General features: G+C 68.4%; 25 protein-coding genes and 1 pseudogene. 19 read left to right on the forward strand and 7 right to left on the reverse strand.

The window, feature by feature from the left end; all coding sequences use genetic code 11:
• The 3 genes from GTW43_RS24680 to GTW43_RS24690 form a co-directional block, all read right to left on the reverse strand.
• A partial coding sequence (locus GTW43_RS24680; protein ID WP_161304226.1) for a hypothetical protein occupies positions 1-508 on the reverse strand: 508 nt, incomplete at its 3' end.
• A 104-nt stretch (positions 509-612) separates the two neighbouring features.
• The gene (locus GTW43_RS24685; RefSeq protein ID WP_161304227.1) at positions 613-1,308 is read right to left on the reverse strand and encodes a VWA domain-containing protein; all 696 of its coding nucleotides are present in this window, start codon (positions 1,306-1,308) and stop codon (positions 613-615) included.
• Between the two features lie 78 nt (positions 1,309-1,386).
• Positions 1,387-1,533, reverse strand: a complete 147-nt coding sequence (locus GTW43_RS24690; protein ID WP_161304228.1) for a hypothetical protein — start codon at positions 1,531-1,533, stop codon at positions 1,387-1,389.
• A gap of 427 nt (positions 1,534-1,960) precedes the next feature.
• Between GTW43_RS24690 and GTW43_RS24695 the strand changes: the two genes are divergently transcribed.
• The gene (locus tag GTW43_RS24695; RefSeq protein WP_161304229.1) at positions 1,961-2,503 is read left to right on the forward strand and encodes a hypothetical protein; all 543 of its coding nucleotides are present in this window, start codon (positions 1,961-1,963) and stop codon (positions 2,501-2,503) included.
• A gap of 329 nt (positions 2,504-2,832) precedes the next feature.
• Positions 2,833-3,168 carry a hypothetical protein gene (locus GTW43_RS24700; protein ID WP_161304230.1) on the forward strand — a complete coding sequence of 112 codons (336 nt, stop codon included), beginning with the start codon at positions 2,833-2,835 and terminating at the stop codon, positions 3,166-3,168.
• Between the two features lie 652 nt (positions 3,169-3,820).
• Here the strand turns inward: GTW43_RS24700 and GTW43_RS24710 are convergent.
• The 3 genes from GTW43_RS24710 to GTW43_RS24720 are packed head-to-tail and all read right to left on the reverse strand — an operon-like array spanning position 3,821 to position 7,401.
• Positions 3,821-4,579, reverse strand: coding sequence for a hypothetical protein (locus GTW43_RS24710; RefSeq protein WP_161304231.1), 759 nt, complete (start codon positions 4,577-4,579; stop codon positions 3,821-3,823).
• Positions 4,563-6,812 (reverse strand): hypothetical protein, encoded by a 2,250-nt coding sequence (locus GTW43_RS24715; protein WP_161304232.1) that lies wholly within the window; start codon positions 6,810-6,812, stop codon positions 4,563-4,565. The genes GTW43_RS24710 and GTW43_RS24715 overlap by 17 nt, the downstream gene beginning before the upstream one ends.
• A gap of 46 nt (positions 6,813-6,858) precedes the next feature.
• Positions 6,859-7,401, reverse strand: a complete 543-nt coding sequence (locus tag GTW43_RS24720) for a hypothetical protein (protein ID WP_161304233.1) — start codon at positions 7,399-7,401, stop codon at positions 6,859-6,861.
• Positions 7,402-8,205: 804 nt separating this feature from the next.
• On the opposite strand from GTW43_RS24720, the gene GTW43_RS24725 reads away from it, so the two are divergent.
• A complete protein-coding gene (locus GTW43_RS24725; protein ID WP_161304234.1) occupies positions 8,206-9,123 on the forward strand; it encodes an endonuclease NucS domain-containing protein in 918 nt (305 codons plus the stop codon).
• 86 nt (positions 9,124-9,209) lie between these two features.
• Here the strand turns inward: GTW43_RS24725 and GTW43_RS24730 are convergent, their stop codons facing one another.
• A complete protein-coding gene (locus GTW43_RS24730; protein WP_161304235.1) occupies positions 9,210-9,959 on the reverse strand; it encodes a site-specific DNA-methyltransferase in 750 nt (249 codons plus the stop codon).
• 704 nt (positions 9,960-10,663) lie between these two features.
• Between GTW43_RS24730 and GTW43_RS24735 the strand changes: the two genes are divergently transcribed.
• The 16 genes and pseudogenes from GTW43_RS24735 to GTW43_RS24805 form a co-directional block, all read left to right on the forward strand.
• Positions 10,664-11,737, forward strand: a complete 1,074-nt coding sequence (locus GTW43_RS24735) for a C40 family peptidase (RefSeq protein WP_161304248.1) — start codon at positions 10,664-10,666, stop codon at positions 11,735-11,737.
• A gap of 71 nt (positions 11,738-11,808) precedes the next feature.
• Complete coding sequence (locus GTW43_RS24740; protein ID WP_161304236.1) at positions 11,809-12,117, forward strand: DUF6112 family protein; 309 nt, start codon at positions 11,809-11,811, stop codon at positions 12,115-12,117.
• The gene (locus GTW43_RS24745) at positions 12,117-12,806 is read left to right on the forward strand and encodes a hypothetical protein (RefSeq protein WP_161304237.1); all 690 of its coding nucleotides are present in this window, start codon (positions 12,117-12,119) and stop codon (positions 12,804-12,806) included. The genes GTW43_RS24740 and GTW43_RS24745 overlap by 1 nt, the downstream gene beginning before the upstream one ends.
• A gap of 34 nt (positions 12,807-12,840) precedes the next feature.
• Complete coding sequence (locus GTW43_RS24750; RefSeq protein WP_161304238.1) at positions 12,841-14,208, forward strand: ATP-binding protein; 1,368 nt, start codon at positions 12,841-12,843, stop codon at positions 14,206-14,208.
• 99 nt (positions 14,209-14,307) lie between these two features.
• Entirely contained in the window at positions 14,308-15,777 is a 1,470-nt protein-coding gene (locus GTW43_RS24755) for an SCO6880 family protein (RefSeq protein WP_161304239.1), read from the forward strand.
• Positions 15,778-15,821: 44 nt separating this feature from the next.
• Positions 15,822-16,277, forward strand: coding sequence for a DUF6238 family protein (locus GTW43_RS24760; protein WP_161304240.1), 456 nt, complete (start codon positions 15,822-15,824; stop codon positions 16,275-16,277).
• A 20-nt stretch (positions 16,278-16,297) separates the two neighbouring features.
• The gene (locus tag GTW43_RS24765; RefSeq protein WP_161304241.1) at positions 16,298-17,803 is read left to right on the forward strand and encodes an ATP-binding protein; all 1,506 of its coding nucleotides are present in this window, start codon (positions 16,298-16,300) and stop codon (positions 17,801-17,803) included.
• A 327-nt stretch (positions 17,804-18,130) separates the two neighbouring features.
• Positions 18,131-19,012: a hypothetical protein gene (locus GTW43_RS24770; protein WP_161304242.1), complete on the forward strand. Its 882-nt coding sequence runs from the start codon at positions 18,131-18,133 to the stop codon at positions 19,010-19,012.
• Positions 19,013-19,102: 90 nt separating this feature from the next.
• Entirely contained in the window at positions 19,103-19,573 is a 471-nt protein-coding gene (locus GTW43_RS24775) for a hypothetical protein (RefSeq protein WP_161304243.1), read from the forward strand.
• 30 nt (positions 19,574-19,603) lie between these two features.
• Positions 19,604-20,317, forward strand: coding sequence for a hypothetical protein (locus tag GTW43_RS24780; RefSeq protein ID WP_161304244.1), 714 nt, complete (start codon positions 19,604-19,606; stop codon positions 20,315-20,317).
• 100 nt (positions 20,318-20,417) lie between these two features.
• Positions 20,418-22,211 carry a type IV secretory system conjugative DNA transfer family protein gene (locus tag GTW43_RS24785; protein WP_161304245.1) on the forward strand — a complete coding sequence of 598 codons (1,794 nt, stop codon included), beginning with the start codon at positions 20,418-20,420 and terminating at the stop codon, positions 22,209-22,211.
• Positions 22,212-22,533: 322 nt separating this feature from the next.
• Entirely contained in the window at positions 22,534-23,709 is a 1,176-nt protein-coding gene (locus GTW43_RS24790) for a DnaB-like helicase N-terminal domain-containing protein (RefSeq protein WP_161304246.1), read from the forward strand.
• 52 nt (positions 23,710-23,761) lie between these two features.
• On the forward strand, positions 23,762-24,313 hold the full coding sequence (locus GTW43_RS24795; protein ID WP_237536800.1) for a hypothetical protein: 552 nt from the start codon (positions 23,762-23,764) through the stop codon (positions 24,311-24,313).
• Positions 24,303-24,491 (forward strand): annotated as a pseudogene (locus tag GTW43_RS38545) (hypothetical protein); the annotation flags it as partial. The gene GTW43_RS24795 and the pseudogene GTW43_RS38545, both read left to right, overlap by 11 nt.
• Before the next feature lie 118 nt (positions 24,492-24,609).
• Positions 24,610-25,494, forward strand: a complete 885-nt coding sequence (locus GTW43_RS24800) for a DNA cytosine methyltransferase (RefSeq protein WP_272922561.1) — start codon at positions 24,610-24,612, stop codon at positions 25,492-25,494.
• A 94-nt stretch (positions 25,495-25,588) separates the two neighbouring features.
• On the forward strand, positions 25,589-26,162 hold a 574-nt coding region (locus tag GTW43_RS24805), incomplete at its 3' end, for a DUF4913 domain-containing protein (protein ID WP_161304247.1).

Raw genomic sequence — 26,162 nt, forward strand, 5'->3', positions numbered from 1 at the left:
TATGCTCGACGGAGAACGTGATCTTTCCGCGTAGGCAGCCGCCCGGCTTCACCACCGCTCCCTGCACCGAATACTCGGGCTTCGCCGTGCCCGATCCGGAGATGAGCGGCGCATTGACCCGGGTATCGTCAGGGAACGCGAGCGACCACGGCTCCTGGCTGAACCCGGCCGTCGCGGAATCCTTGTCGATGCAGCCCTTGACCTCAAGAGACACCCAGACCGGATTGTCGTAGTCGGACACACCGTCCACCATATCGATCCGCGGGTCTGGATGTGTGTACGCGATCGCCGTGACAGTGCCTGAGACAGCCTCCCCCTTGGGACCCTTGTCGGTCCAGTGGTGGGCTTGCCCAAGCTTGAGGGGCCCTTCGTCCTGCTTCGGTGACGGGCTGACCGCCGGCTTCCGGCTGGGCTTGTTGTCCGCCGTGGCTTCGGTGCCGCCGTTGTTGCTGCACCCGGTGACGGCGAGCGCGGTGAGCAGTGCGGCGGCGAGGATGGTACGTCTCATGGTTCCCTCATGGTTGTTCAGCGTGCTGGGCACTGTCTGCGGGCGCCCCGGTTGCGTGCGATGCGTGACCACCGAGCGGGGCCGGGGCACTGCGTCGGCGGCAGTCAGATGACGATTCCGGCCTCGGTCGCGGCCCTCAGCCAGTCGGGGAACTCCCCCATGAGCCGGTCGTACAGGACACCGTCGGGGATCAGCTTCGGGTCCTTCCCGGCAGGGAAGAAGCCGGCGTTGTCGACGATCCGCTTCTTCGGGACGGCGAGATCGTCGAGCTTGTGCAGGAATTTGAACTCGTCATCGCCGTAACCGATGAACTGCCAGAACATGGGCAGAGTGGCGGCCTTGCACAGGGTCTGCTCGGCGGCGCGGCGGGAGTCGGGTGAGCCGTCGGTCTGGAAGATGACGAACGCCGGATCCTTCGACGCGGAGTCGAGATAGTGGTTGATGACCGTGTCCATGGCGGCGGCGTAGTTGGTGGTGCCCATGTGACCGTAGTGCTCGTGAAGTTTGTTGATCCGGCCCGGGTAGTTGTCGAGGCTGATGTCGACAGGGTCGTGGGCGTCGGTGTCGAAGAAGACGGTGGGGACGATGCCGTCGTCGTCGAGGTTCGCGGACAGACCGAGTGCCTGCTCGGCAAGGTGCTGCATGCTGCCGTCCTTGTAGTAGCGGCGCATGCTTCCTGACCGGTCGAGGACGAGGTAGACGGCGGCCCGTTGCTCGGCGAGACCACGCTTCTGCAGGGTGACCGCGGCGGTCTTGGTCAGGTTGACGAGGTCGGCTGGGACCTTCTCGACGTTGATCATGCGGGGTGCTCCTTGCGTGACGGTGTGATGGTTGACGATCCGTGAGACGGATTGGTTGCACCCGAGATGCGCACCCCGTCAGTCCTCGTCTCGGTCGTAGAGGTGGCCCCCATACCGGTCGTCGGCTCGGGCGCAGCCGCGGGGGTCGTCGTCCCAGTCGCACTGCCGGGGCTCGACCGACTCGGGTGCGGGTTCCGGGACGACGACCGGGTGGGCGGCGGTCACGGCAACAGCTCGCCTCGGGTCCGGAGTTCGTCGAGGACGGCGTTGCTGACCTGGTGCAGCGCCTCCTCGAGCTTCTTGGGCCGGGTCTGCGCGTACTGCTGGGCCTGCTCGCTCATGCCCGCCAGAAACTGCTTCAGCTCGGCGGTGTACTGGCTCTCGTACGGACGGTTCTGCGAGCCACATCAGTTCTCCTCTGCAGGGTTGTTGAGGTGCGGAGCTGCTTGGGCAGGTAGCCGGCCCCATACATGACGCGCGGGTTCGAGTCGGCCAGCCGCTTGCTGACGGCGGCGAGGTCGGTGAGCGCGATCTCGCGACCCTCCTCGTAGCGGGGGTGCGGCACAGGTGGATGTGGTGGATCGCGTCCGCAGGCCCGCCCCGATCGCCTCCTGGATACGGTCCTGGTACTGGTGGGCGGTACGTCACGAGAGTGGTGGCACCCAAGTTTCGGGTACTCGGGGTGCCGGGCGTGCGGCTGCGGGACAGTGGCGTGGTGACTATCTGGGTGACTGTCATTGCGGCCGGCGCTGGCGTGGCTGGGGCGGGGATCGGGATTGTGGGCACGTACCTGAGTGAGCGGTGGCGTGCCCGGACGACTGCCGAGCAGGAGCGTCGTGCGACTGCTGTCCGGCTTCGCGATGAGCGGCGGGATGTGCTGGTCCGGTTCTTCGCTCACGCCAAGGAGGTTGAGCGGATGGCGGAGCGGCGTGAGGCCGAGGAAGACGTCTCCTACGAGGAGGCGTTGGACCTGACAAGCCGGTTGTGGCTTCTGCATGTCGAGGTGTCGTTGTTGTGTGGCGAGGGGGTGGCGTCGGCGGTTCATGACTTCACGGACCGTCTGGCTGTTGCCGCACGGCATGGGGTCGATGAGTACGTGCATGTGTATCTGGCGGGGACGCGCAATGCTGCTATCGCGGCTGCTCGTGGGGAGTTGGGTGTTCCGGAGCTGCCGTCTGGTGGGTGGGCGGGTTGAGCGCCTCACGCCACTGGCATACGCAGCGGTCGCAGGTGATAGATGAGGTGGAACAGGCACCGTCGTCCTTGGCGAGATGCAGTTGTACAGGCCGAGTTGCGGGAGCCAGTCGAATCCGAATCTGAATCCCGGAGAATGCGCATACCAGTTCACCGGGCGACATAGGCCCACCCTCCGGGGTAAAGGCCCACGAGGGGCACAAGACCGGTCAGATCCACCGACGGGCACAGACGGCCCCGGCGGGCGGGCCTCGGCATGCCTACGACTCCGCCCACCCACCAGCTGCGCGCCGCCGGTGGGCGAAGCTGTCGTTGCTCGCCGATCGACTCATGCTCGCCGACGGCGAGGGACACCCGGCGCGTGCAGCCCATCAGGACTTCATGCTCCGGATGTGGGTGATCGACTCACTGGGGCCCGACGCCACGGACCCCGACTGGAACCCCGACGCGCTGGCGGTGGACACCCTTGACGCGCTGACGATCACGCCCGCAGAGGCTGCCGCCCTCGCCGACGGATGGCGTGGCCTGGCCATCGAGCAGATCCGCATGCTTCGGTGGCACAAGAACCTGACGGCCCATCTGGAGACCTTGATCGGTTACCTGGCGCCTGGACACAGCCGTGATCAACTCTTGGCCTGGACCTCTACCCGCCGAGCGCTGCCCTGACCGCCCAGCCAGAACCAGGGCAGGCCAACAACCCCTGTTCGACTGTGACCGCGCATTGAGTGGGTGGCAGGTCGGAGCCGTCGTCGTCCGGGTGGTTGAGCAGCGGCGCCAGTGTGGTCGAGACGCTGCTCACTGACCCGGCCTTGTCCGGGATAGATCCGAGCCCGCGCCCCGAAGTGGGGAGGGGGCTCAATGTTCAGAACACGGGCTCGTACTGGTCCTTTGCCGGCTCAGCGCCCGTGATGGTGGTTCGGGTCCCCGGCCGCACCGCACGACTGCCTCGGTCGGCGGCCGCGGTGCTGCTCGATCGACGGCACGGTGAAATCTCCGTCAACCGTCGCGTGAGCAGGGGGTCTCCTGGGAACAGGTCAGGATCATGACAGAAACGATCACCGCCCCCACCCGCCCCGCCCGCCCGCTGCGCCAGCTCCTCGCCGCCTCCGTCGGGAACGCCGTCGAGTGGTACGACTGGTTCTCTTACACGGGCACGCGGGCAGCATACGCTCACGGCCTGGGCCAGCAACATTCCAGGCCAGACCACGTTCTCGCGTGATGCCCCAACTTCAAGTGTCGCAAGGTTTGATCAGCTCTGGCCGTCTCGATGCTGACCCCTTGCTGAGTTTCCTGACTACTCGTCAGCCCATGTCGCCATCTATGCGGGCCCCTTGCCCAGCCCGCTTGCGGAGGCAAGGTCGATGGCAATGTTCTGCAGTTGCTCGGCCAGTTGGGGCTGGTCGTAGCGCAGAACAATCTGGGCCAGGCTTCGGACGAGGTTCGCGCGCTGGTCTGCCGCAAGGTCGCTCACAAAGGTCTGAAGGAGATGTGACACCTGGACCCAAGCGTTGTCCGCAGCGTGGGCGGTGATCTGACGGGTGAGTTCTTCTAGGGACTCAAGGGTGTCCTTGGTGGCGTCGGGGCGCTGGGTGAGCCAGTAGGCCAAGGCCAGAGTCGGTGTGGTGACGAGCTGTTCATGGAGGTCCCGGGCTGCCTGGAGTCGTTGGCGCTGGATCTGTTCGTGCAGGGCTTCGCTGTGCAGGCGCTGTTGCAACGCGCTGACCGCGGCGCGGTCCTGGTCAGTCGTGGTCAGCCGGATATTGGCCCACAGCACCCGGACGGGAAGATCCTTGAGGTCGCAGACGGTACCCAGCACAGAGTTGAGGTGAGCCTGAGCGGCGTGAACGTCGTTGAGGGCGTACCGACAGGTGATCGCGCGAGCGGTCGCCAACGTGTAGTGGAGGGCCGCCTCGGCGGGGTTGTTGTGCGGCCGGGCGCTGGGTGTTTCCTCCCAGCGCCCCTGTACCTCTGCATTGAACCTGTAGCCCGGGATGTCACTCGGCAGCGAGCGTCCGGTGCTCTCAAGGTGGCCGCTGCGCGGGTCTGGCCAACCGGTGGGGTCAATTCTGCGGCGCATGGGGCTCGGGTGGCGTGGCAGGGTCTTGCTCCTGCAGGGCTGCGAGGAAACGGTCGCGCAGGTGCACTGCTTCCCCAACCTGGTGTGCGGGCGGAGGCGTGGGGGCCCAGCTGAACAGGAGCTTTTGCATCGCGACATGACGGCTGCCGCTGTAGTACGGGTCGTGGCCGGCGTGTACTGCCTCGCGGAAGATCTGCTCGATGCCGTCTCTGAGGTCGGGCTGATCCAGGGCAGTCTGCATCCAGTACCCAAAGGCCGTGGCCACACTCTGCGGTGGCTCACCTATGGTGGGCAGCGCATTGCGCCACATGCCCGTCAACCATGCGCGATCTCGGTCCGCGTCGGCCAGGAGAGCGGGGCCAGTGATACTCCGACGTTGAGCTAGGTGCGCGAAGGTGTTCTGTGCCGCCGCGCCCTGAGGGCTGTGCGGGTCTGCAGCCCATTGCCTGAGCTGGATTCGGATCGCGGGACGCTGGGTGTCCTGATCCCACAGGGTGTTCAGGGCCTCACCGATCGCTTCAGTGACGGCATCACCACGCTGCCGATTGTCGTCCACTGTGAGCGTAGCCAGTTCGGCGAGGCGGCCGAGCATGCTGGTGGGATGCACGTCGATCAGGCGCCGACAGGCACGGATGAGGACGATGGTGAAGGTGTCGCTAAGGGTGCCGGCTTCGCCTCTTGCCCATCTGCGGTACGCGTTGCGGGCAAGGGTTCCGGCGTGGTCGTCGAGGGCTGCCAGGACGAGCATGTCGCAGGCTGCCTGCTCTTGGTTCGTAGACCACTGGTCTGCGAGTTCCTTCAGCAGCCGCGTGGTGCGGTGTCGGGCGGTGTAGCGAACGGTCCAGTGGATGACGCGCTGCGCAAGGAGACCGGCCGCCTCCTTGTCCTCCAAGGCGCTGACCTGAGCGGCGGTCCAGGTGGTGAATTGCTTGAGCAGGTGTGGGCGATCGTCGAGAAAGTAGTCGACGATCGCTTCGGCCTGGTGGTGGTACCGGAAGCGGACTTTGCCGTCCGGCAGAAGGTCGGCGTCCGCGGCGTCGGTGAGCGCGATGACGCCAAGGCCCTTCTGGCCGGGGCGCGGGGTAGGGTCCTCGTCGAACTTCTGGGCCAGGCTTTCAGCGGCTTCATAGATTGTCTGTGCGCTGGATCCCTCGAGCACTGCGGCCGCTAACAGGAAGTTGCGGTAGTCACTGTCCTGATGGCGGTGGTGCCAGTCGAGGAGTGTGCTGCGCCAGTTCTCCGCGACCTTGACGACGCTGCTGATGAGTTTGGCGATGTAGAGCGGATCGCGAGCGGTCGTCGGGGTGAGGCGCCCCGCGTCACGTTCAAGTTCCTCGGTGGTGACGATAGCGTCGGCCCAGTTCGCGATCTGGCCCGGTACCTGGCCCTTGACGCCCTTGGCAATCACCGTGTCGCCGGTCCATGTGCTGTGTCCAATGGCCAGCGGCGCGGATTCAAGGAGCTTGTCCAAGACCGCGATTGGGGACGGACCAACGATCTCGTGGGACAAGTCCGCTGCTCCTCGGCCGCACTGGGTCCAGGCAGCAGCACTCATCAGCACGACGAGGAAAGATCCGTCCGGCAACTCATTGCTGTCGTCGGCTAGTTCCCGACCGAAGCCGGCGTGTGGGGCTTCGGCCCGCAGGTCCAGGATCCATCCCGTGCCCTCCCCGGCCAGCCCGGCGGCGTCAAATGGGGTTCCAGGTTCGCGGCGCACCTGACGGATGGCGTTGCCCACCCGCTGACGCAGCATACGGAGCGCGGTGGTGAAGCGACCGCTGCCGTCCTCGCCAGTCAGGACGACGATGCGTCGTTGGCTAAGGATCTTCGCGATCGCTGTCTCGTCATCGGAGTTGGCGACATAGGTGCGCAGACAGTCTTTGATTTCGGTTTCTGTCAGTGTGGTCCCGCGCAGTCGTCGGATGCTCTGCTGGATGAGGGTGCCGATCACGAGCCCGTGGTTGGTGCCGATGCGCTGAAGGGTGCGCCACGCCTCGTAGGACTCGGCAGGTTGACTGCGTTCTTCGGCGCGTGCAGGCGCAGAATCCGGAGGAGGCTGCGCCCCAGCGAGCGCAGGCAAGCCACCTGCGCCCGGTGTCCCCACAGGCCCGTCCGGCGTGGCAGGGTGCGCGCCTGCGTTCTCGGACAGAGGTGGCAGTCCGCTGTCGGTGGCGGACGGTTCCTCGCTTTCGACTCTAGGTGGCTGGTGCTGGTCAGACGTGAGCTCGGACATCTCGACGAACCATTCTCTAGGCCGGCCGGCAGACAGGTGCGCCAGATCAGCGAAAGGAGTCGGGCGGCAAGTTCCTCCTGTCCCTGATCCGGATGCCTGTGACCTCTCCGCTCTCCTCGACCGTGGTGATGTCCTGGACGGACCGCATGTTGCCGTCGCCTGCCTCGGTGTCGATCCCTGTCATGCGGCCGCGGACGGTCTCACTCTTCTGCCATGACTGGGCCCCCGAAGGTGCCCGCCCTTGCTCGCCCACGAACGTCAGGCGCTGCCCGTAGATGTCTTCGAGGTTGCCGCGCAGCTCGCCCAGCAGGCGCAGGAGGCCGGCGTCGCCGGTGCTCACCAGCCTCGGGTTCTGCCGGTAGACGTGCAACATGTCGCGCAGCCGTTCTAGGTCGCCGTGTCGGCTGGTGAGCTCTCCCTCATTCGCCGTCAACGGCAGGCTCAGTTCGCCGTTGAGGGGCTGGCCGTCCAACTCGGTCTCGGGTGCGCCACGGCGACTGAGCAAGTTATCCAGGCGCTGGTAGAGAAAGGTGAAGGTCGCGGGGAGACCCGCGCCAAGGACGGCGGATAAAGCACTGAGATCGGTCATGAACTCCCCCTGGTACACAACGTGTTGCGGCAATGATTGAAATTCTCACCTGTTCAATGCCGCACAGATCACGCGTTGACGAAGATGGCCGAAAGCCGATTCGCACCGCCAGTCACACACGTTTCATCGTGCCTCTTTGACCTCAGCCACGAGGTGCACTAGCGGGCATCAGTTTCCTTCCGGCGGACGCGGTTCGCTGTCCTTTCCCGCCTTCTCTCTTCTTACGTTGGTTCGCTGTACGGGGGCATCGGGTGCTCCGTGCCCCCACTGGCGATACACCAGCTCATCGGGGTGTCTGGCCAGGCGTGCCTGCCGCCAGGCCACATCGAAGGAGAGGTTCCGATTGCTGCGGTAGACCATCCACACCGCCTTGCAGCTCGCGATCGGGGACAGCAGCGCACGCAAAAAGGTAGGGCTCATAAGGTTCAGGGTCATCACTCGACGACGAGCCGGACCGCCTTTTGGCGCACTCGGCGACAGCGGCACGAAGTACGGTTGCGAACAGGACGTTCAATCTCTGGCTCGCATCGCTCTTTACCTACCTGTCCGCCTCATGGCACTTGGGCCTGGAGTTGGCGAAGACGCACGAACTCACAAGCGCTATTTGCCACCCCGGCCGAATGTCTTTCCGCGCGCAAGAGGGCAATCCAGCCTGCTCAGCCAACTGCCCACCCGCCTCGACTCCTCCAACACGCCTGGACTCCCTCCGTCCATGCGCCCGGCGCGAGTTGACCTGGCCTGCGGAATAGATCGATGTCGTCGTCGATTACTCGTTCTCAGTGGTCGTGCGGGGTGGAGAGGCACATGAGCAACTTGAAGGTCTTCAAGGTCAGAGGCCGGGACGTCACGGAGGTACCTGGGGAGGCCGTCAGTGTGGAGGCCGAGCTGCAGCACCTGATCGAGGCCAACATGGAGAGGATGCTGGGCATCCGTTTCCTGGCAACCGAGTACCGCACCGGGCGCCACGGCGGGCGGATCGACTCGCTCGGCCTCGACGAGAACGGCACTCCGGTCATCGTGGAGTACAAGCGGGCCAAGAACGAGGCGGTCATCGTCCAGGCACTCTCGTATCTGTGCTGGCTCCAGGATCATCACCACGAGTTCGAGAACCTGGTCCGCGACAAGCTCGGCGAGGAGGTCGCCGGGGACGTCGACTGGAGTGCCCCGCGGATCGTGTGCGTCGCCGGCGCCTTTACGTACCACGAAACGGTTGCGGTGGAGACGATCCCGCACCGGATCGATCTCGTGGTCTACCGGGTCTTCGGCGATGCCGTCGCACTGCAGCTTGTCAGCGCAACCGGGGGCACCCGGACCTCGGCGCGCGGCAAGATCTCGTCATCGGCTCGCACGGGCGCCGCGGCACCGAAATCGGTCCAGCAGTATCTCGACGCGTCGCCCAGAGAGCTGCGCGAGCTGTACGCCGATCTCGACGAGCTGCTGCTGTCGCACCGGGACGTGCAGCGGGAACCGCAGCTGCACTACTTCTCCTACCGCCGTATCAAGAACGTGGCCACGGTGCGCATCCAGCCTCGCAACAAGGTGCTCGTGGTGAATCTGCGTCTCGATCCTGACGCAGTGGACCTGTGCGACGGCTTCACCCGCGATCTGCGCGGGCTCGGCAGCCTCGGTCTGCAGGGCGACGTCGTCGAGGTGCGCATCGCCTCCCGCGAAGACCTCGATCGCGCCGCCGGCCTGATACAGCGCAGCGTCGAGACCGGGTAACTCAAACGAGGAAGGGCTGTTGCTCCACCTGCTCGGCGGAGCAACAGCCCTTCCTACGCCTCGTCCCTGCGGTCTTCTGCGCATTCTCACTTCTCCGGCCCGGCGAGTTCGAAGTCGTCCTGGGTGAGGGCTCCGTGCAGCCGCTGCTCGGCGATGTCGGCATAGTGGTCGGACAGCTCGATGCCGATGAACTGGCGGCCTTCGCGCAGGGCAGCCACGCCGGTGGTGCCGGAGCCGGTGAACGGGTCGAGGACGGTGCCGCCGGGCGGGCAGATCTTGACCAGCTCCTGCATGACTTCGACGGGCTTCTGGGTGATGTGGACGCGGTCCTTGCGGGGCTGGCTCGCGGTGTAGAGGCCCGGCAGGTAGACGGGGTTCCGGTTGGCGTCCACCGGTCCCTTGGTGCCCCAGACGATGTACTCGCAGGACTGCTTGAGGCGGCCCTTCTGCGGGCGGGAGACCGGCTTGTGCCAGGAGGCGATACCTCGCCAGGTCCAGCCCGCGGCCTGCAACGCATCTGTGGTGGTGGGCAGTTGCCTCCAGTCCGTGAAGACCAATACGGTGCCCGACTCGACGGTGGCCCGGTAGGACTCGGTCAACAGGAGGCTGAGCCAGAAGCCGTAGGACCGCTGGTCGCGGTTCTCACCCGGGAAGTTGGCGAGGTCGTGCTCCGCGTCGCCGGAGGTGTACTTGGCGCGGGCACTGCGGCCGGTACGTTCGCTACTGGTGCGGCCCCCGCTGTTGTAGGGCGGGTCGGTGATGACGGCGTCGACGCTGTTGTCGGGGATGCCGGCGAGCGCGGCCAGGGCATCGCCTCGGTGCAGGGTGTACGGCATTGCGCGGTTCTCTTTTCGCAGGAGGTCCGTGCGCGTGACCGGCAATTCGCCAAGTTCCGCACGGCGTAGAGCTCCACGCCTGAAAGGACAATGGCATCTACCAGGCGGGCAATGCCCCGGAGGTTAGCCATCGATTCCGGCCGGACCTAATGGCCGTGATCTTCGCAAGGCGGTACGCCAATCTTCGCGTTGAGGCCGTTTGGTGCGGCCGGATTTCGTCTCTACTCTCACGGCATGTTCGACGGGCATGGCTCCGTTCCGTACCGGTTGAGCTGTGCTGTTGCGTGTCGCCCTGGTCCACGGGCGCTGTTTCGGCACCCGCGAATCAGTCTGTGAATTGGGCGGGAGTGTTCCTCCGTGTGGCGTGTGAGATTACGAGGGCGGCTGGCTGCCGCTCCGCATCAGACGGGAATCCGGATGGCCTGGATTTAGCCGATCCCGGCCTTCCGGTTCCCATCTCGACTCACGGGATTGCGTATTCCTGACCGGCTCGGTCCGGGTGGCCTTTTCGACGAGAACGCCCGCGCCGTGCTGCCTACGAGTAAGGAGCTGCTGATGCAGCATGCCCAAGCACGGCCGTCTCCGGGGCCGGCCTCCCCGCCCCACCATCCGGCGATGGGGCCTCGGCCGTGAAGACAGCCCCGGTCATCGTCGGCTCTGTCGCCCTCGGCCCCCTCCTGCTGATCGCCCCGCTGACCGTGGCGATGGCCGGCTCCGATTCGGCCCAAGCTGCCGCCTGTTCGCAAGGTGGTGCGCAGGCCGTGGATTCCGCAGCCGTGGCCAAGCAGGTCGCGTCGATCCTCAAGGGGCATGGGAAAGGCTCGGTATCGCTCCCCAGGCTCGACGACCCCGCTGAGCAGATACCGAATGCCAAGACGATCCTGGCTACCGGGATCGCCATGAAGGTTCCAGCCCGCGGCCAGGTAGTGGCGCTGGCAACAGCCCTTCAAGAGTCGGGACTTCGCAACCTCGACTACGGCGACCGGGATTCGCTCGGCCTGTTCCAGCAGCGTCCCAGCCAAGGTTGGGGGACGGCAGCCCAGGTCCGTAACCCGGTTCATGCCTCGACGAAGTTCTACGAGGCACTGCTCAAGGTCTCCGGGTGGCAGTCCATGACCGTCACGCAGGCCGCGCAGGCAGTGCAGCAGAGTGGCCTTCCCGAGGCGTACGCGAAGTGGGGATCACTCGCAACGGCCCTCCAGAAGGCCATCGCCTCGTCGTTGCCGACTCCGTCGGTCTCTGGCTCAGACGAGGCCGGCGAGAAGCACTCCGTGAGCAGCGCCTCGGAGGCGGCGTCCGCCGGGTGCAGTACTGGGGAGGACGGGACGAAGTTCGGTCCCATCCCCGCCGGCGCCCTCCCGAAGGGCTACAAGATCCCGGCTACCGAACCCAAGTCGGTTCAGACCGCGATCCGTTGGGGGCTCGGGCAGCTCGGCACCCCGTACCAGTGGGGTGGCGAGTGCAGCGATCCGCACGGTCAGGATCCGATGGGCCGCTGCGACTGTTCGTCCCTGATGCAGGCGTCGTACGAGGCCGGTGGCATTTCGCTCTCCCGGACTACGTACACGCAGGTCAAGGAGGGCAAGGCGGTCAGCGTCGACGCCCTCAAGCCGGGTGACCTCCTCTTCACCAACGGCACGGCCGAAGTTCCGGAACACGTCGGGATGTTCATTGGCGATGGCCTGGTCCTGCAGGCCCCGCACACCGGCGACGTGGTCAAGATCTCGACCCTCGCCGACTGGCGGCCGGACGTGCTGGCCGCCCGCCGGATCGTCTGACCGGCGCTCCTCACCCTTTCGCTCCACCTCCTTCCGGGCCTTCGCGCGCCCAAGACCGAACTGGAGTTCCAGTGAAGCTCATCCAGCACGCCCAGATCCTGGCGTACAACCCCGGTGTCAGCCCGAGCGAGGGCGGCCTGCCGGGTCTCGATGTCCTGAAGAAGGTCATGGGCAGCATCAACCTGTTCGGCATCATCGCTGTCGTCGGCGCGCTCGCGATCTCGGCGATCGTGTGGGCCTGGGGCCATCACAGCGGCGGGCACCAGGCCGAGGCCAATGGCAAGAAGGGCACGGTCGTCGCGGCAGGATGCGCCCTGCTGCTGGGCGCGGCGAACGGGATCGTCGCGTTCTTCTCGGCGATGGGGACGCAGGTCCACTGATGCCGAAGAAGCGATTCCCTTCCTCTGGCGAGCGCCTCTTCCGGGGGCCGGCGTCGGTGCCTCGTCGCGCGGCCATCGGCGGTGTCGTGCTCGCGGTGTTGCTGGCGATTGCCGGCCTGCTCGCGTACGTCACCCGCCCGGACTCCCCGACCGCGCAGAAGACAACCCCGCAGCGGTCGTCCTCAACCGGGACGGCCACCTCTCCGTCCCCTCCGCCGAGTGCCGGTCCGGCAGTGGCGGCGCCGCTTAAGACGAGCGATCCGATCGCCTTCGCCAAAGCCGCCACCAAGGCCCTGTGGAGCTATGACACCCGCTCGTCCTCACAGGCCGAGCAGCTGTCCGGGCTCAGGCGGTGGATGACCGACGAGAAGAAGGTGAGCGACTGGAAGTCGGTCACCGAGCAGGTGCCCAGCGGAGTGCTGTGGTCGCGGATGCGCGACAACCGCCAGCACGCCACGGCCACGGTCGGCGAGGGGCATTTCCCGCAGGTGTTCAAGACCGCCCTGGCCCAAGACCCAGGTGCGATCACGCAGGCGTACGTCTACGCAGTCACGGTTTCCGGCAAGCAGTCCATCGCCTGGAAGGGCTCAGGCGCCGGAGCCGAGTCACGCTCCACGACCCTCGCCGTTCAGTGCCGTCCGCACCAGGACTGCGCCCTGGTCGGGGTCCTGCCGACCGTCTCGCCGTGATCGCGGCCCTCAACTCCCGAAAGGAGGTGCCCTCATGGGGGCGTGTGACCTTCCGCTGATGAACACGGTGTGCGACACCGTCGGCGGTGTCGTCGGCGCGACCGGTGAAGCCGTCACCGACGGCATCGGCGCCTGGATCGCCAAGTCGATGGGCGAGATGGCCCAGGCAGCGGCAGACCTGGCGACCAAGGCCGTCGACAAGACCACGGCCATCGATTTGAACGCCGACTGGTTCCGCCACAACTACGAGCTGCTGCTGCCCATCGGTCTCGTGCTGACCGTCGGCACGTTCTGCCTGCAGCTCACCCGGGCTGCTTGGCGCCGTGACGAGCAGGCGCTCGCCCAGGCCTTCTACGGGACGGTGATCGGTGTCCTGTTCGCGTTCGCCGCCATCGCCTGCACCACTGTGGCGATCACCGTGTTCGATGCGCTCAGCGCCGGTCTGTTCCAGGCCGCCAACAGTTCGGTGGACGACGCGGTACGCCGCGTCATCAAGGTCAACGAGCTGGGGGCGATGTACGGCCTTGGCTGGGGCGTGCCCGCGATCATCGCGCTCGGCTGCGCGGTCGGCGCCTTCTTGTACTGGGCCGTCATGGTCGCCCGCAAGGTCGGCATCCTCATCCTCGTCTCGCTCGCGGTGTTCGCCGGGGCGGGCGGCGGGTGGGAGGTCGCTCGGCGATGGCGACGTGGCTGGATCGAGGCCACCAGCACCCTGATCGTCTCCAAACTCCTGATGACGATCGTGTTCCTGCTGGGCGTCTCGGCCATGGGCAAGACCGAAGCGAGTGACGGGCTCGGCGCCCTGTCCGACGCGCTGGCGGGCCTGGTTGTGATGGTGCTGGTCATGCTCTGCCCGTACGCGACGTACAAGTTCGTGCACTGGGCTGCCGACGGCGGTGGGCACGACGACCTGCACCGCACCGGCGTCGCGGGCATGGCGGTGGCTGCCGGTGCGGCGAAGACGGCGGGTCAGCTCGCCATGCAGGCCAGCACCGGGATGCCCGCTCCGCAGGGCCCGGCCACGGTGCCGGGCCAGGGCTCGGGCGGGGTGGCCTCCGGGATCGACCCGACCGGTGGCTCGAGCGGCGGCGGCAAGCCGAAGCAGACCCACTTCCGCTTCGGCGAGGACCCCAACGCCACCGGTGACAAGGGCCGCGCCCTGATCCGCCGGCCTCCCACCGACGGCGACCGCGGGGTTCCGCTCATCCAGCGCCCCGGCCAGGGCGAAGCGGATGCAGCTCCGGTGGCCTCCCGTCCGACCCCGCAGGGAGCGTCCGTCGCTCCGCCGCAGGTGCTGCACGAGGACCCGCCGGCAGCCCGGCGCAGCGGGCCTCCGCCACAGGGCACCGTCACGCCGCAGCGCTGGGTCTACCCCACGCCGCCCGGCGGTTCCGACGGCTAGCCCGCACGTCGCGGGGCGGCCAAGACCCAAGCTTGCCCGGCCGCCCCGCCCCTCTTCCCGGCTTCCTTCGTCAGTTCGTGTTCCAAGGACGGCTTCGCCATGCACTCTTCTGCTCCACACCCCGACGGTCCCGCGACCGTGAAGTTCCCGCACCGCTCGCGTCGTGGCGTCCTGCTCGGCCTTTCCGCGCCGCAGCTGATCGTGGTCTCGGCTACGGGACTGCTGCTCCTCGCGGTGCTGCTCTCCACCGGCGTCATCGGGGCGCTCAAACTGCTTCCGCTCTGGGCGCTTGTACTGGCCGGGGTCTTCATTCGGCACCGCGGGCGGGCGCTCGCCGACTGGGCGCCGATCGTGCTCCGGTACGTGCTGCGCCGCTTCCGAGGCCAGCTCGTCTGGCTCGCCCGCCCCTCCACCCGGCCGCAGCGCGAAGGCCTCCTTCACCTGCCGGGCACCGCCGCCTCGCTGCGGGTGGCCACCGCCCCGAGCGGACGCTTCGGCGCGGTGCACGACCCGCACACCGGCACCCTCACCGCCGTGGTCAAGGTCTCCTCGCGAGCCTTCGCTCTGCTCGACCCGGCAACACAGACCAGCAACGTCTCCGGCTGGGGGCGCACCCTGGCCGCGCTCGCCCGCACCGGCCACATCGCCCGCGTCCAGGTCCTGGAGCGCACCGTCCCCGACTCCGGCGACGCCCTCAACCGGTACTGGAGCGAGCACGGCAACGCGGCCACCCCGCTGGCCGGGCCGATCTACTCCGAGCTGCTGGCCGCAGCCGGACCGGCGGCAGCGCCGCACGAGGCGTACGTCGCCCTCGCGCTCGACATCCCGGCAGCTCGCCGCCTGATCAACCAGGCCGGCGGCGGACTGACCGGCGCCTTCGCCGTCCTGGCCCAGCTCACCGCCACCTTCGACCAGGCCGCCCGCAACTCCGGTCTCATGCCGTCCAACTGGCTAGCGGCAGCCGAGATCGCGGCCGTGATCCGCACCGCGTACGACCCCAAGGCATCAGCCGCCCTCGACCGTTGGTCCTCCTCCGGGCGCCCGCAGGCCGACCCCGCCGCCGCAGGTCCGGTCGTCCTGGTGGAGAAGGCCGACCGCATCCAGACGGACTCGGCCCACCACGCCACGTTCTGGATCGAGAACTGGCCGCGTATCGAGACCAGCCCGGGCTTCCTTCACCAGCTCCTGTTCACCACCGGAGTGCGCCGCAGCCTCTCTCTGACGTACGGGCCCAAGGGTCTGGACGCGGCGCTCAAGGATGTGCAGCGCAAGAAGGCCACCGTGATCGCGGATGCGGCCGAGCGCGCCCGCAAGGGCCAGGTCGATTCCGAGGAGGACTCGGTCGAGTACGCGGACATCAAGCAGCGCGAACGCCAGCTGATTGCCGGGCATGCCGACGTCGCCCTCACCGGGCTGCTCACCGTCAGCGCGGACACCGATGAACAGCTCAACGCTGCCTGCGCCGCGATCGAGACGGCCGCCGTCGCCGCGCTGATCGACCTGCGCCCGCTGACTTGGCAGCAGGCCGAAGCCTTCACCAACGCCGCTCTCCCGCTCGCCCGCCCGTAGCGCACCCGCACCACCGTTTTCCGCGCTCTACCGAAGGGCACCCCATGCCGACCGAGCCCCTGCCCGAACTGGCTCCGGACTTCATCCCGTTCGCCACCTCCGCGCTCGACTTCCACCGGGCCATCAACATGCCCGTCGCTCAGGTCGCAGCCGGACGGACCGAACTGGACTCCCTGCACGCCCACGTGCTCGCCCTGTACGACGTGCTCGACGCGCACGCCGTACGCACCGCGCCAGTCGCCGGCGCGGAGGGCGACCACCTCAGGGCCTGCCGGATCCGGCTGTGGCAGGCAGCCGACCATCTGCACGCCGCCTTCCACGCGGCGCCCCGTCCCGGCGCCGGCCGCCTCCCCTCTCGGGAGACGTGTCGCGCCCGGCTACCCGAAGGCGCTCCCGAACTCACCGTCTGTCAGCGCCACTTGGCCACCGCCGCCCGGGTCCGTCGGGATCACACCCCGGCCGATCTACGCGACCCCTTCACCGGCCTCACCCGCCACTGAATCCCTGGAGCACCACCGCCATGCCCTCTCGCACCAACCGCGCCAGCGCCAGCCCGCTGTTCGTTCCCCGCAAGTCGGACCGGCGCAGCGCCCGCGCCGCCCGGGACCAGTTCGCCGTCGCACGCGGCAAGGCCAGGCACGCAGGTCGGCCCGAATCCCGGCCTACTGCGCCCGGTCTGGACCCCGACCTGCGCGCCACCTATCCGCCCGCCGGACGTCCCGGTGACGCCTCCGCACGCGGCGGCAAGCTCAAACTGCCCCCTCACCGGATGACCACCGCGGTCGCGGCCGGCGCCTACCCGTTCCTCGCCGAGGGCGGCCTGGGCGCGCAGGGCATCTACGTCGGCCGGGACGTGCACGCCGAGGCCGCCTTCACCTACGACCCGTTCGCCCTCTACGGACGGCTCGACGGGTTCACCAACCCCAACATTCTGCTCGCCGGGGTCATCGGCATGGGTAAGTCCGCCCTCGCCAAGTCGCTCGCCCTGCGTGCTGTCGCCTTCGGCTACCGCATCTATGTGCCGTGCGACCCGAAGGGCGAATGGACCATCGTGGCGCGCGAGTTGGGCGGGCAGACCATCGCGCTCGGGCCCGGTCTGCCCGGCCGCCTCAATCCGCTCGACGCCCCTACCCGGCCTGCCGGGGTGAGCGAGGACGACTGGCGCACCGAGGTGCGCAAGCGCCGCCTTCTCCTGCTCGACTCTCTCGCAAAGACGGTCCTGCGCCGCGAGCTGCACCCCATGGAGCACACGGCCCTCGACGTGGCACTGGATCAGGTCGTCACGCACGCCGAAACCACCGGCGCCACTCCCCTGCTCGGCCAGATCGCGTACGTCCTGGGCTCCCCCGAGCAGCTCGACGGCGCACTGGGCGAACTCTCCGGGCGGCTCGGCCAGGCCGCCGAGGACCTCGCCCACGCTCTGCGGCGCCTCGTGCACGGTGACTTGGCCGGCATGTTCGACGCCCCGTCCACCGTGGCTTTCGACCCGGCCGCGCCGATGCTCTCCATCGACCTGTCCCGGCTCGGCGGCGCCGGCGACGACACCGCGCTCGTCTTGGCGATGACCTGTGCCTCCGCCTGGATGGAGTCCGCGCTCTCCGACCCCACCGGTGGCCGCCGCTGGGTGATCTACGACGAGGCGTGGCGGGTGATGCGGCACGTCGCCCTGTTGGAGCGCATGCAGAGCCAGTGGAAGCTCAGCCGCGGCCTCGGCATCGCCAACATGATGATCATCCACCGCCTCTCCGACCTGCTGACCGCGGGCGACGCCGGCTCCCGGGGGCGCGCCCTGGCCGAGGGCCTGCTCACCGACTGCTCCACTCGCATCATCTACCGCCAGGAGGCTGACCAACTCGCTGCTTCAGCAGCTCTGTTGGGCCTGACCGGCGTCGAGACCCAGGCCGTCTCCGCTCTGACCAAGGGACGCGGCCTGTGGAAGGTGGCAGGGCGCTCCTTCATCACGCAACATCTGCTTCATCCTCGCGAGCTCGAACTCTTCGACACCGACGTGCGGATGACGGCCTGACACGCCGAATCCGCGCCACCGGCGAGGGGCCCGCGCGCCCTCCGAGCCCCGCGCCTTCGAACGACTCCTCCACGGAAGGCATCCCCATGTCTGCGTACGCCTCCCTGCACCGCACCGTAGGACGCTTGGCCCGGTTCTACCTCGACGCCACCACTGTGGCCGCCGCCGACCGGCACATCCCTCTGGCCACCGGACCCTTCGGTGCCTTGCACGAATCTCACCGCCTGGGCGACCGGGTGCTCGCCGCGCGCGCCGCCGGGACTCACCGTGACTGAACCCGCCTGGATCACGCTCAGGCCTCATAGCTACCTGGGTGTGACCGCTAGCGTGTCCGACGATGACCAGGAAGAAGCGCAGGATCTGCTCCTCGACGCCGGGTTCTCCACGGGGCACCCCGAATACGAGTACGCCTTGGGCACCTCGCAGTCGGACGCCGTCCAGCAGGCCCTCGAACAGCTCTACTCCGAAGTCGCCGACCATCAGGTGGTCATCGACGACGTCGACCTCGGCCGCCCGGCGCCGGTCACCGCGAAGGTCCGTAAGCGCGCCGTGCACCCGGACCGCACCGCTCGACTGGCCACAGCCATCGCCGCTGGAGAGCGGACCCTGGAGGAGTGGGACGCAGTCTCGGACAGCCTCTGCGACGGGGAGGGCTGGCCACTCGATGACCGCTACGGCCTGCGCCAACAGCAGCGGGATGCCGAGATGTGGGCGCAGTTCGAGCCCTATCTCCGCCAAGGCCCTCCGCTACTCGCGCACGCCGAGGCGTCCCTCCCGCGCCTTGGTCCCGACGAGCGGGTGGCCGCACGTTGGGCGTATCGGCTCCGGGTCCTGCGCGACGCTCTGAAGGGCGGCACGCGGGTCCAGGGCGAGTTGGAGTTCGTCGCCGAGGTCCTGCTTCCCGAGCACCCCCACTACGAGGAGACCTGGCAGCGAGCCATCGCGCTGCGCAACGCCGAAGGCTGGCACTACGCCCTCACCTGGTTCGAGCACGCCGACGCGCTCACCGAAATCACCCAGACTGAACGGGCGCTGGCGGCGAAACCGACTTCACCGCACCGGGGGCCGCTCCCACCGCAGCGGACCGAAGCGGCACGCGCCTGGTCTCCGCACGCGCTCCAGCACATCAACGCGGCACTCGAATCTTCCTCGGTCCGCCCGGCCGCCACCCGGCTGTTCCGCGGCGACACGCCCCCGCGCTCGCGCTGACTAGCGCAGACCTCCGGCACCACCAAATCCGCCTTCAGCCCGCACCCTCATCTCCCCTGTACGGCCCCGACCTCTGCGAGGTGCATCTTCGTGGCGGACACACACCCGCACATCACCATCGGCCACCACGCCCACTACGGCGTCGTAGCGGCGACCTCCCACGACAACCCTGTCGCCGCCCACATGCTCGGGCGCGTCGGCTTCGAGCGCCTGCCCGACAGCGATCTGTACGCGCTGACCGAGCCCCACCGGGATCCGCTACGGCGCGGCGGGCAGGCGGTGCAGTCACTGCGGGCCGCGCAGTACAGCGTCACCTCCGATGCCGCCTACGACTTTCAGCCCGGCCCACATCTGTCGGCATCCCACGACCTTCTCGACCGACGTGAGTGGAAACGGACAGCGGCTTCGCCCACCGAGCAGTCGGCCGCTGCCTCGGCCCGGGCCCAAGCCGCCACGGCCATGTCCCCGGCGCGCGCCGTTGCCTCACCGCCACGGCTCCCAGCACCCGCAGTCGAACACCGCTCTGCCGCACCGCTGCCACGGCCGGCTCGCGCGCGCTAACCGCCGGCACCAACTGAACCGGAGCCCCGCATGTCCACACCTCCAGAGATCATCATCGCCCGCGAGCCGACCGGCAACGTCATCGCTGAAGGAGGCGACGAACTCGCCCACACGCTGCTCAAGCGCGCAGGCTTCCAGTACGAGCAGTCCATTCGTTCCTTCTGGTACCGCCTTCCCTGGGATATGGGCGAGGAGCGGGAGAATCAGATGGCCAGCCACGCCGCCCGGATGCTCACCGCCGTCGGCTATGACGTGGACCTGGGCAAGGACCTGCTCGTCGGCCCCGTCACCACGCCGTCCGATCCGCAAGATCAGCGCACTTACGGCCACCAGATCCTCTCGCTGATCGACCAGCTCAACGAAGCCGGGACGTATTCGGCAGCGGCCGAGGTGACCGAGCACGTTCTTGATCCGCAGGACGGGGTGCTGATCCGTCTCGGCGAGTTCTTCGACCACGCAGCCGAGCAGGCTGACGCGGTGCCCAGCACGGACGCCGCCCACGTGGCCATGCGTCTGGAGAGCGCAGCCGAGAAGATCCGCTCCCTGGGCGACTACCTCGACGGAGTCGGTGACGACCTTCGCGACCTGGGCCCCACTCCGCCCTCCCCTGCTCCGAGTTGGCACCAGAAGGTGGCGGGCTACTTCGCCACCGCCACACGGCGGCGCGCCCAGACAACAGAGACCCCAACGGACCCTCCTGCACGCACCCTCCCGACCGAGCAGCGGCCCGACCGCACCCGCTGACCGCACACCCCAACCACGCGGAAGTCCCTCTCATGATCACCAGAACGGCCCGCCGGCCCCAGTTCTCCCTCCGCCCCTCAGCACGTCATGGGACCGCGCCTTGTCTCCTTCACACACCACCACGCCCTCGACCACCACCGGCACCGACGGCCTCCTGTACCTGCTGATCGCCGTCGCGGCGCTCGGTATCGGCGGCGGGAACCTGGCCTGGTTCTTCGGCAATCTCGCGAACGCCGTCGTCGGCTCCGACCACTGGGCCGCATACCGCCCGACAGAATCGCTGCTGCACCCCGATCAGGTCTGGCCACATCTCGCCCGGCCCTCCGTGATCGTCGGGTGTTACGTCCTGCCCGCGCTCGTGCTCCTGGCCGCCACGCTGCTTGTCCTGAAGGCGTGTTCGCGGCTTCGCGGCCGCTCAAGCGGGCTGGCTGACCAGCGGGATCTCGCCGATCTGCTGCCGAAGAAGATCGCCGCCAAGGCGATCGACCTCCGCCCGAGCCTGCAGGGTGCCAAGCCCAAACAGGTCGCACCGGACGACCGTGGTGTCCTGCTCGGCACCTTGCCGTCGGGGGCGCGCGAGGTCCGCTCCTCGTGGGAGGACGTGATCGTCGCAATCATGGCGCCCCGGTCCGGGAAGACGTCCGGTCTTGCGGTTCCCGCGATCCTGCGCGCGCCCGGCCCCGTACTGCTGACCAGCAACAAGGCCGCCCGAGACGCATTCACCGCGACGGCCGCCGCTCGCACCGAGGTCGGCACGGTGTGGACGTTCGACCCGCAGCAAATCGCCCACGCCTCCCAGGAGATGTGGTGGGACATCCTCGCCGACGCCCGCGATCTCACCGGGGCCCGTCGCTTGGCAGGCCACTTCGTGACCGCATCCGTCAATGAGTCGAGCGCCGGCGACTTCTGGTCCACCGCCGCCGCGAACACTCTCACCGCGCTCTTCCTCGCCGCCGCCCGCGACCGCCGCCCCATCACCGACGTACTGGCCTGGCTCGCCTCGCCTGCCGACCGCACCCCCATCGACCTGCTGCAGGACGCCGGCCTCGACGCGGTCGCCGCCCAGTTGCAGGGCACCGTAGCCGGTGCCGTCGAGACCCGCGACGGCATCTTCGAGACGGCCCGGCAGTACGCGAGCTGCCTCCTCGACCCCGCGATCGCGGCCTGGGTCACCCCGCCCAACGGCCTGGCGAAGGTACGGGAGTTCACACCCGAGGCATTCGCCACCAGCAAGGACACCCTGTTCCTACTGTCCAAGGACGGCGGCGGGTCGGCCTCGGCGATCATCGCTGCCGCCGCCGACGCGGTGATGCGCGCGGCCGTCATCCAGGCCGAGCGCGACGGCGGGCGGCTCGACGCCCCGCTGCTGGCGATCCTCGACGAGGCCGCCAACGTGTGCAAGATCGCCGACCTTCCGGACCTGTACTCGCACCTCGGCAGCCGGGGCGTCATCCCGGTCACGATCCTGCAGTCCTACCGCCAGGGCGTACGGGTGTGGGGCGAGGCCGGCATGGACGCCCTCTGGTCCGCCGCCACGATCAAACTCGTCGGGTCCGGCATCGACGACGCCGACTTCGCCGACAAGCTCTCCCGGCTCGTCGGTGACCACGACGTCCGCACGGTATCGGTGTCCACCAGCGAGTCGGGCAAGTCGACGTCGGTCTCCATGCGCCAGGAGCGCGTGCTGCCCGCCGACGCGATCCGTGCCTTGCCCAAGGGCTCCGCGCTGCTGCTGGCCACTGGCATCCGCCCGGCCTTGCTCGACCTCAAGCCCTGGTACCGCGAACCGGGCGCCGACCGCCTCGGCACCGCCTCCGCCAAGGAGACCGCGGCCATCACCGAGCGCGCGCTCGCCAAGCCTCTACGCCGCGACGCCGTCGGCCCGGCCGCATGACCCCGCCGGTCATCCGTCCCCGGCAGGCCAGAGCCCGGTGCTCCAGGCCCCCTCGCACCCGGCCCGCTCCCCCTCCTTGAGGTATCGCCATGCCCCACCCAGAACCGTCCTGGGCTTCCGTCCGTCGATCCGAGCGCCTCGCCGGGACACCCGTCGTACGACGCGGCACCAACTGGTGGCTGGTTTCCCCTGCCGGCACGCTCCTCGCCTCCGATCCGGCCTTCACCGGCGAACTCGACTGTCTCGCTGTCGACTTGGCCGCTGCCGACCGGGCCGTCGCAGACCTCCGTGCCCGGCGGAAACAAGCGCGCAGGGCCCGGCTGTGACCCCGCTCGTCCATGCCGAGCAGGCAGTCCTCGGAGCCGTGTTCTTGGATCCCGGGCAGCTCGAAAAGCTCTCAGGCTGGCTGCGGCCGGAGCACTTCGAGCGCCCGGCTCATGCGGCGCTATACGCGGCCATGCTAAAGCTGCAGGCCGAGGGCCACCCTGCGGTGGCCGCCGACGCTGACGGCCCGGTTCCGCTGGCCTGGCTCACTGACACCGTCCAGCAGGCGGGCAACCACACGCGGGGGCTCACCGCGGCATATCCGCATCTCCTGGTGTCCGCGTGCCCACGCCCCAAACACGCCGTGGTCTACGGCCGGATGGTGCTGGAGGGCGCCATCCACCGCAGCGTGGCTCTGCACGCCGGGCGACTGCAGCAGGCCGCGCTCGCCGATCTGGGCAGCGGCACCGTCGACGAGACAATGCACCGCGCCCAGGTACTGTCCGACGTGCTCGTCCACCTGGCCCGCCTCTGGGGGACTGAGCCGCGTCCGATACCGCCACCCGACGCGTACGCGCCCCACTCCGGTCTCCCCCACTCGGTGACCGACCAGATGCTCGCCGATGAGGAGTTCCTCCTCGGCTGTCTCGTCTCCCGTTCGGAGCAGTTGCTGGGCCTGGTGCGCTGGCTCCGGCCCGACGATTTCACCGACCCGGGGCATCAGCAGATCTACCGCGCGCTCGGGGCGCTACACCATCGCGGCGAGCCCATCGACCAGCTGACCGTGCTGTGGGAGGCCCAGCGGCGCGGCGCCCTGACTGACGGCACGCTCGATGCCGAGCAGGTCCGGCGGGTGTGCGATCCCTTGGTCGGTGGTGCCGCCGAGCACCTCGGTGAGCAGATCGTCAGCGTCTCGCTCGTCCGCACTGCCACGACAGCCGCTCACCAGGTCAATGCCCTCGCCAACCGTGAGGCGCTCGCCCCCGGGCAGCTCATCGGTTACGCCCTGCACGCCCTCGGCCCGCTGGACGACGTGCGTCGCCGCCTGAGTATCGCGCAAGCACCCGAGCCTGTCTCCGGCCGCGCCGACGCCCGCCCCGCAAGTCAACCGCTGTCCCACCGTGCCGATGCCGCCCTTGCCCGGAGCCGGATCGCGGATAGCCCGCCCGTCCCGGCACCGACCTCATCTCAGAGCACTCACCCTGCCCGCCACAGCCGACGGAGTCCGTCATGAACGACCACACGGGCCGGGCCTCGCCCGCCTCGAAAAGGACGAGTTGTACGCCATGGCCAGGGAGTTTGAAGGGCTGCGTGCCGAGATCCTCGGCTCGTACACGGCCCGCTCCCTGCCCGACCTCACCTCCGCATCCCACCACTTGACCACGTTGACCAACCTGGTCAAGGACGTGTCCGACGCTGTGCTCTTCCGCGCCACCGACACCGACCCCGGCCTCGACTTCGGCCCGGTGATCCTCGCGTACGCCGAAGCTGCTGAACCAGCGGGACATGCCCTGGCGAGCTACACGGAAGCGTTCGCCCAGCTCGGATTCCTACGCCGGTTCCAGGAAAGTCCACCCACTCCTGATCTGCAGGACGCCCGCCGGGCAGCATTCGGCGTGAGCCAGGACGGGTTGGACGTCGCCGTCGACAGGCTGCAGGAAACGTTCGTGTCCTTGCGCCGTTCCTCCGACCGTATCGACGGCACGCCACCGCGCATGCTCGCCGCCCTGAGCAGGTCCTCTGTCCCGGCGAACTCGATCTACCGAATCCCGGCAACGGCCCCTGCTCCACAGCCAACGCGGCTCGCTTTTACCCCGGAGCCACGCCATGCGCGCTGAGCAGTCGACGGCGTTGCCTCCGTCTCTGATCGGGAGCCTGTGCTCCGGCTACGGCGGTCTGGATCTCGGTGTCCTGTCCGCTCTCGGTGGCACCGTCGCCTGGCATTGCGAGAGCGATCCGGGACCGGCCCGGATCCTCTCCCGTCACTGGCCGGCCGTGACCAACCTCGGCGACATCACGACCGTGAACTGGGCAACTGTCCCGGCGGTGTGTGTCTTGACGGCGGGTTTCCCCTGTCAAAGACGTCTCGGTCGCCGGTCGTCGCGCTGGACTGGTCGATGGCACCCGTTCCGGCCTGTGGCTCCATGTGGTCCGCGCCATCGAAGCACTCAAACCGTGTCTGGTGGTCATCGAGAATGTCCGGGGACTCCTCACTTCTCCCGCCGGTTCCCCTGGCGATGTGGAACCCTGCCCGTGGTGTCTGGGAGACACCGCAGGCCAGCCTGCTGTGCGAGCACTCGGTGCCGTACTCGGCTCCCTGGCCGACCTCGGGTTCGATGCGCGCTGGTGCGTGCTTCGCGCCTCCGACGTCGGCGCCCCGCATCGCCGCGAGCGGGTCTTCCTCACCGCCTGGCCCACCGAGCGAGACGCCGCTGCTGAAGACACCGACCAGCAACTTGGCGACGAACGGCGGCAGTCAGCACCCAACGAAGCGGAAACACGGCGGCCACGGCCCGAACCTGGCCGACGAGGTGGAATGGCTACTGCCCACCCCGAAAGCATCCGACGGGGCGAAGGGCTCTCCGAATCAGCGCCATGGGAACGGGGACTTGACCCTGCCATCGGCTGCGGCTTCCCTGCGGGGCACCACGATCAGGCCCTCCACTCGTACGGCCAAGCCCCGCTCGACACACGGGGACGGAGCACGTTCGGCAGCGACGCCCACCTTGTTCGGGCCGGAGGGTCCCAGAGCTGGGGACCGTACGCGGCGGCCATCGCCCGCTGGGAGCGGGCCACGCGTCCGGCACCCCGCCCCACCGACGCAGCGGGTCGGCTCAGCCCGCTGTTTGTGGAGTGGATGCAGGGGCTTGCACAGGGGTGGGTGACTGCCACCCCCGGGCTGGGCCGTCCGGCTCAACTCGCAGCGCTGGGCAACGGAGTTGTACCTCAGCAGGCCGCACACGCGTTGCGACTCCTGACTCCCCAACTCGGCGCCTGTCGGCACCATCGGCCCAGGTGAACGGCGGTTTCTACACCCGTTCTCCGGCCGGGCCAAACCCGGATTCCTCCGGACCATCTCCACCCCGAACACCCGAACTCGCCAAGGGGTAGCGATGGCTGAACCCGCTCAGGAGAACGAGCCGATACGCGTGGCGGACCACGATCTGGACGATCTGGTGTCCACAGTCGCCTGGCTGGTGTCGGAGAGCCGCAAGCAGGGCGAGACGCTCGCCCGACTCACCGATGAGCCGTCCACTGGGGCGGACACCGAGTCCGAAGGTATCGACCCGAGCGGCGTGCCAGGTCCGACAGGTCCGAACGCGTCTGCCGAACCTGGCACTCCACAGGAGATACCGACGTCGATCTTCATCCTGGCGCTCGAAGGCAAGGCGTACGAAGAGGAACTCGCCGCGCTGGCCAACTGGGTGCACCACCTGCTGATGCCGGTCTACGGCCGCGAGGTCAGCACCTCACGGCCATGGTGCCAACAGTGGAAGGAGCACTCCGAAGCCGTCGCCCGCCTGCACGCTCTGTGGCTGGCCTGGCAGCAGCTCACCGACATCGAAGCCGGCCTGACCGGCCCGTCGACGTGGCACCGCGACCACCTCGACCCCGCCCTTCTCCACCTCCGGGCTCCTGATGGCCCGTTCGGTGCTTGCACCACCAGTTCTGCGCGCACCAACCACC

The sequence above is a fragment of the Streptomyces sp. SID5785 genome (assembly GCF_009870065.1).
Classification (GTDB): Bacteria; Actinomycetota; Actinomycetes; order Streptomycetales; family Streptomycetaceae; genus Streptomyces.

Excerpts from the sequence above, each read along its gene's own strand:
- GTW43_RS24685 (WP_161304227.1), bottom strand. The coding sequence starts at position 1,308 with ATGATCAACGTCGAGAAGGTCCCAGCCGACCTCGTCAACCTGACCAAG.
- GTW43_RS24700 (WP_161304230.1), top strand. The coding sequence starts at position 2,833 with ATGCTCGCCGACGGCGAGGGACACCCGGCGCGTGCAGCCCATCAGGAC.
- GTW43_RS24710 (WP_161304231.1), bottom strand. The coding sequence starts at position 4,579 with ATGCGCCGCAGAATTGACCCCACCGGTTGGCCAGACCCGCGCAGCGGC.
- GTW43_RS24715 (WP_161304232.1), bottom strand. The coding sequence starts at position 6,812 with ATGTCCGAGCTCACGTCTGACCAGCACCAGCCACCTAGAGTCGAAAGC.
- GTW43_RS24720 (WP_161304233.1), bottom strand. The coding sequence starts at position 7,401 with ATGACCGATCTCAGTGCTTTATCCGCCGTCCTTGGCGCGGGTCTCCCC.
- GTW43_RS24725 (WP_161304234.1), top strand. The coding sequence starts at position 8,206 with ATGAGCAACTTGAAGGTCTTCAAGGTCAGAGGCCGGGACGTCACGGAG.
- GTW43_RS24730 (WP_161304235.1), bottom strand. The coding sequence starts at position 9,959 with ATGCCGTACACCCTGCACCGAGGCGATGCCCTGGCCGCGCTCGCCGGC.
- GTW43_RS24735 (WP_161304248.1), top strand. The coding sequence starts at position 10,664 with ATGGCCGGCTCCGATTCGGCCCAAGCTGCCGCCTGTTCGCAAGGTGGT.
- GTW43_RS24745 (WP_161304237.1), top strand. The coding sequence starts at position 12,117 with ATGCCGAAGAAGCGATTCCCTTCCTCTGGCGAGCGCCTCTTCCGGGGG.
- GTW43_RS24750 (WP_161304238.1), top strand. The coding sequence starts at position 12,841 with ATGGGGGCGTGTGACCTTCCGCTGATGAACACGGTGTGCGACACCGTC.
- GTW43_RS24755 (WP_161304239.1), top strand. The coding sequence starts at position 14,308 with ATGCACTCTTCTGCTCCACACCCCGACGGTCCCGCGACCGTGAAGTTC.
- GTW43_RS24760 (WP_161304240.1), top strand. The coding sequence starts at position 15,822 with ATGCCGACCGAGCCCCTGCCCGAACTGGCTCCGGACTTCATCCCGTTC.
- GTW43_RS24765 (WP_161304241.1), top strand. The coding sequence starts at position 16,298 with ATGCCCTCTCGCACCAACCGCGCCAGCGCCAGCCCGCTGTTCGTTCCC.
- GTW43_RS24780 (WP_161304244.1), top strand. The coding sequence starts at position 19,604 with ATGTCCACACCTCCAGAGATCATCATCGCCCGCGAGCCGACCGGCAAC.
- GTW43_RS24795 (WP_237536800.1), top strand. The coding sequence starts at position 23,762 with ATGGCCAGGGAGTTTGAAGGGCTGCGTGCCGAGATCCTCGGCTCGTAC.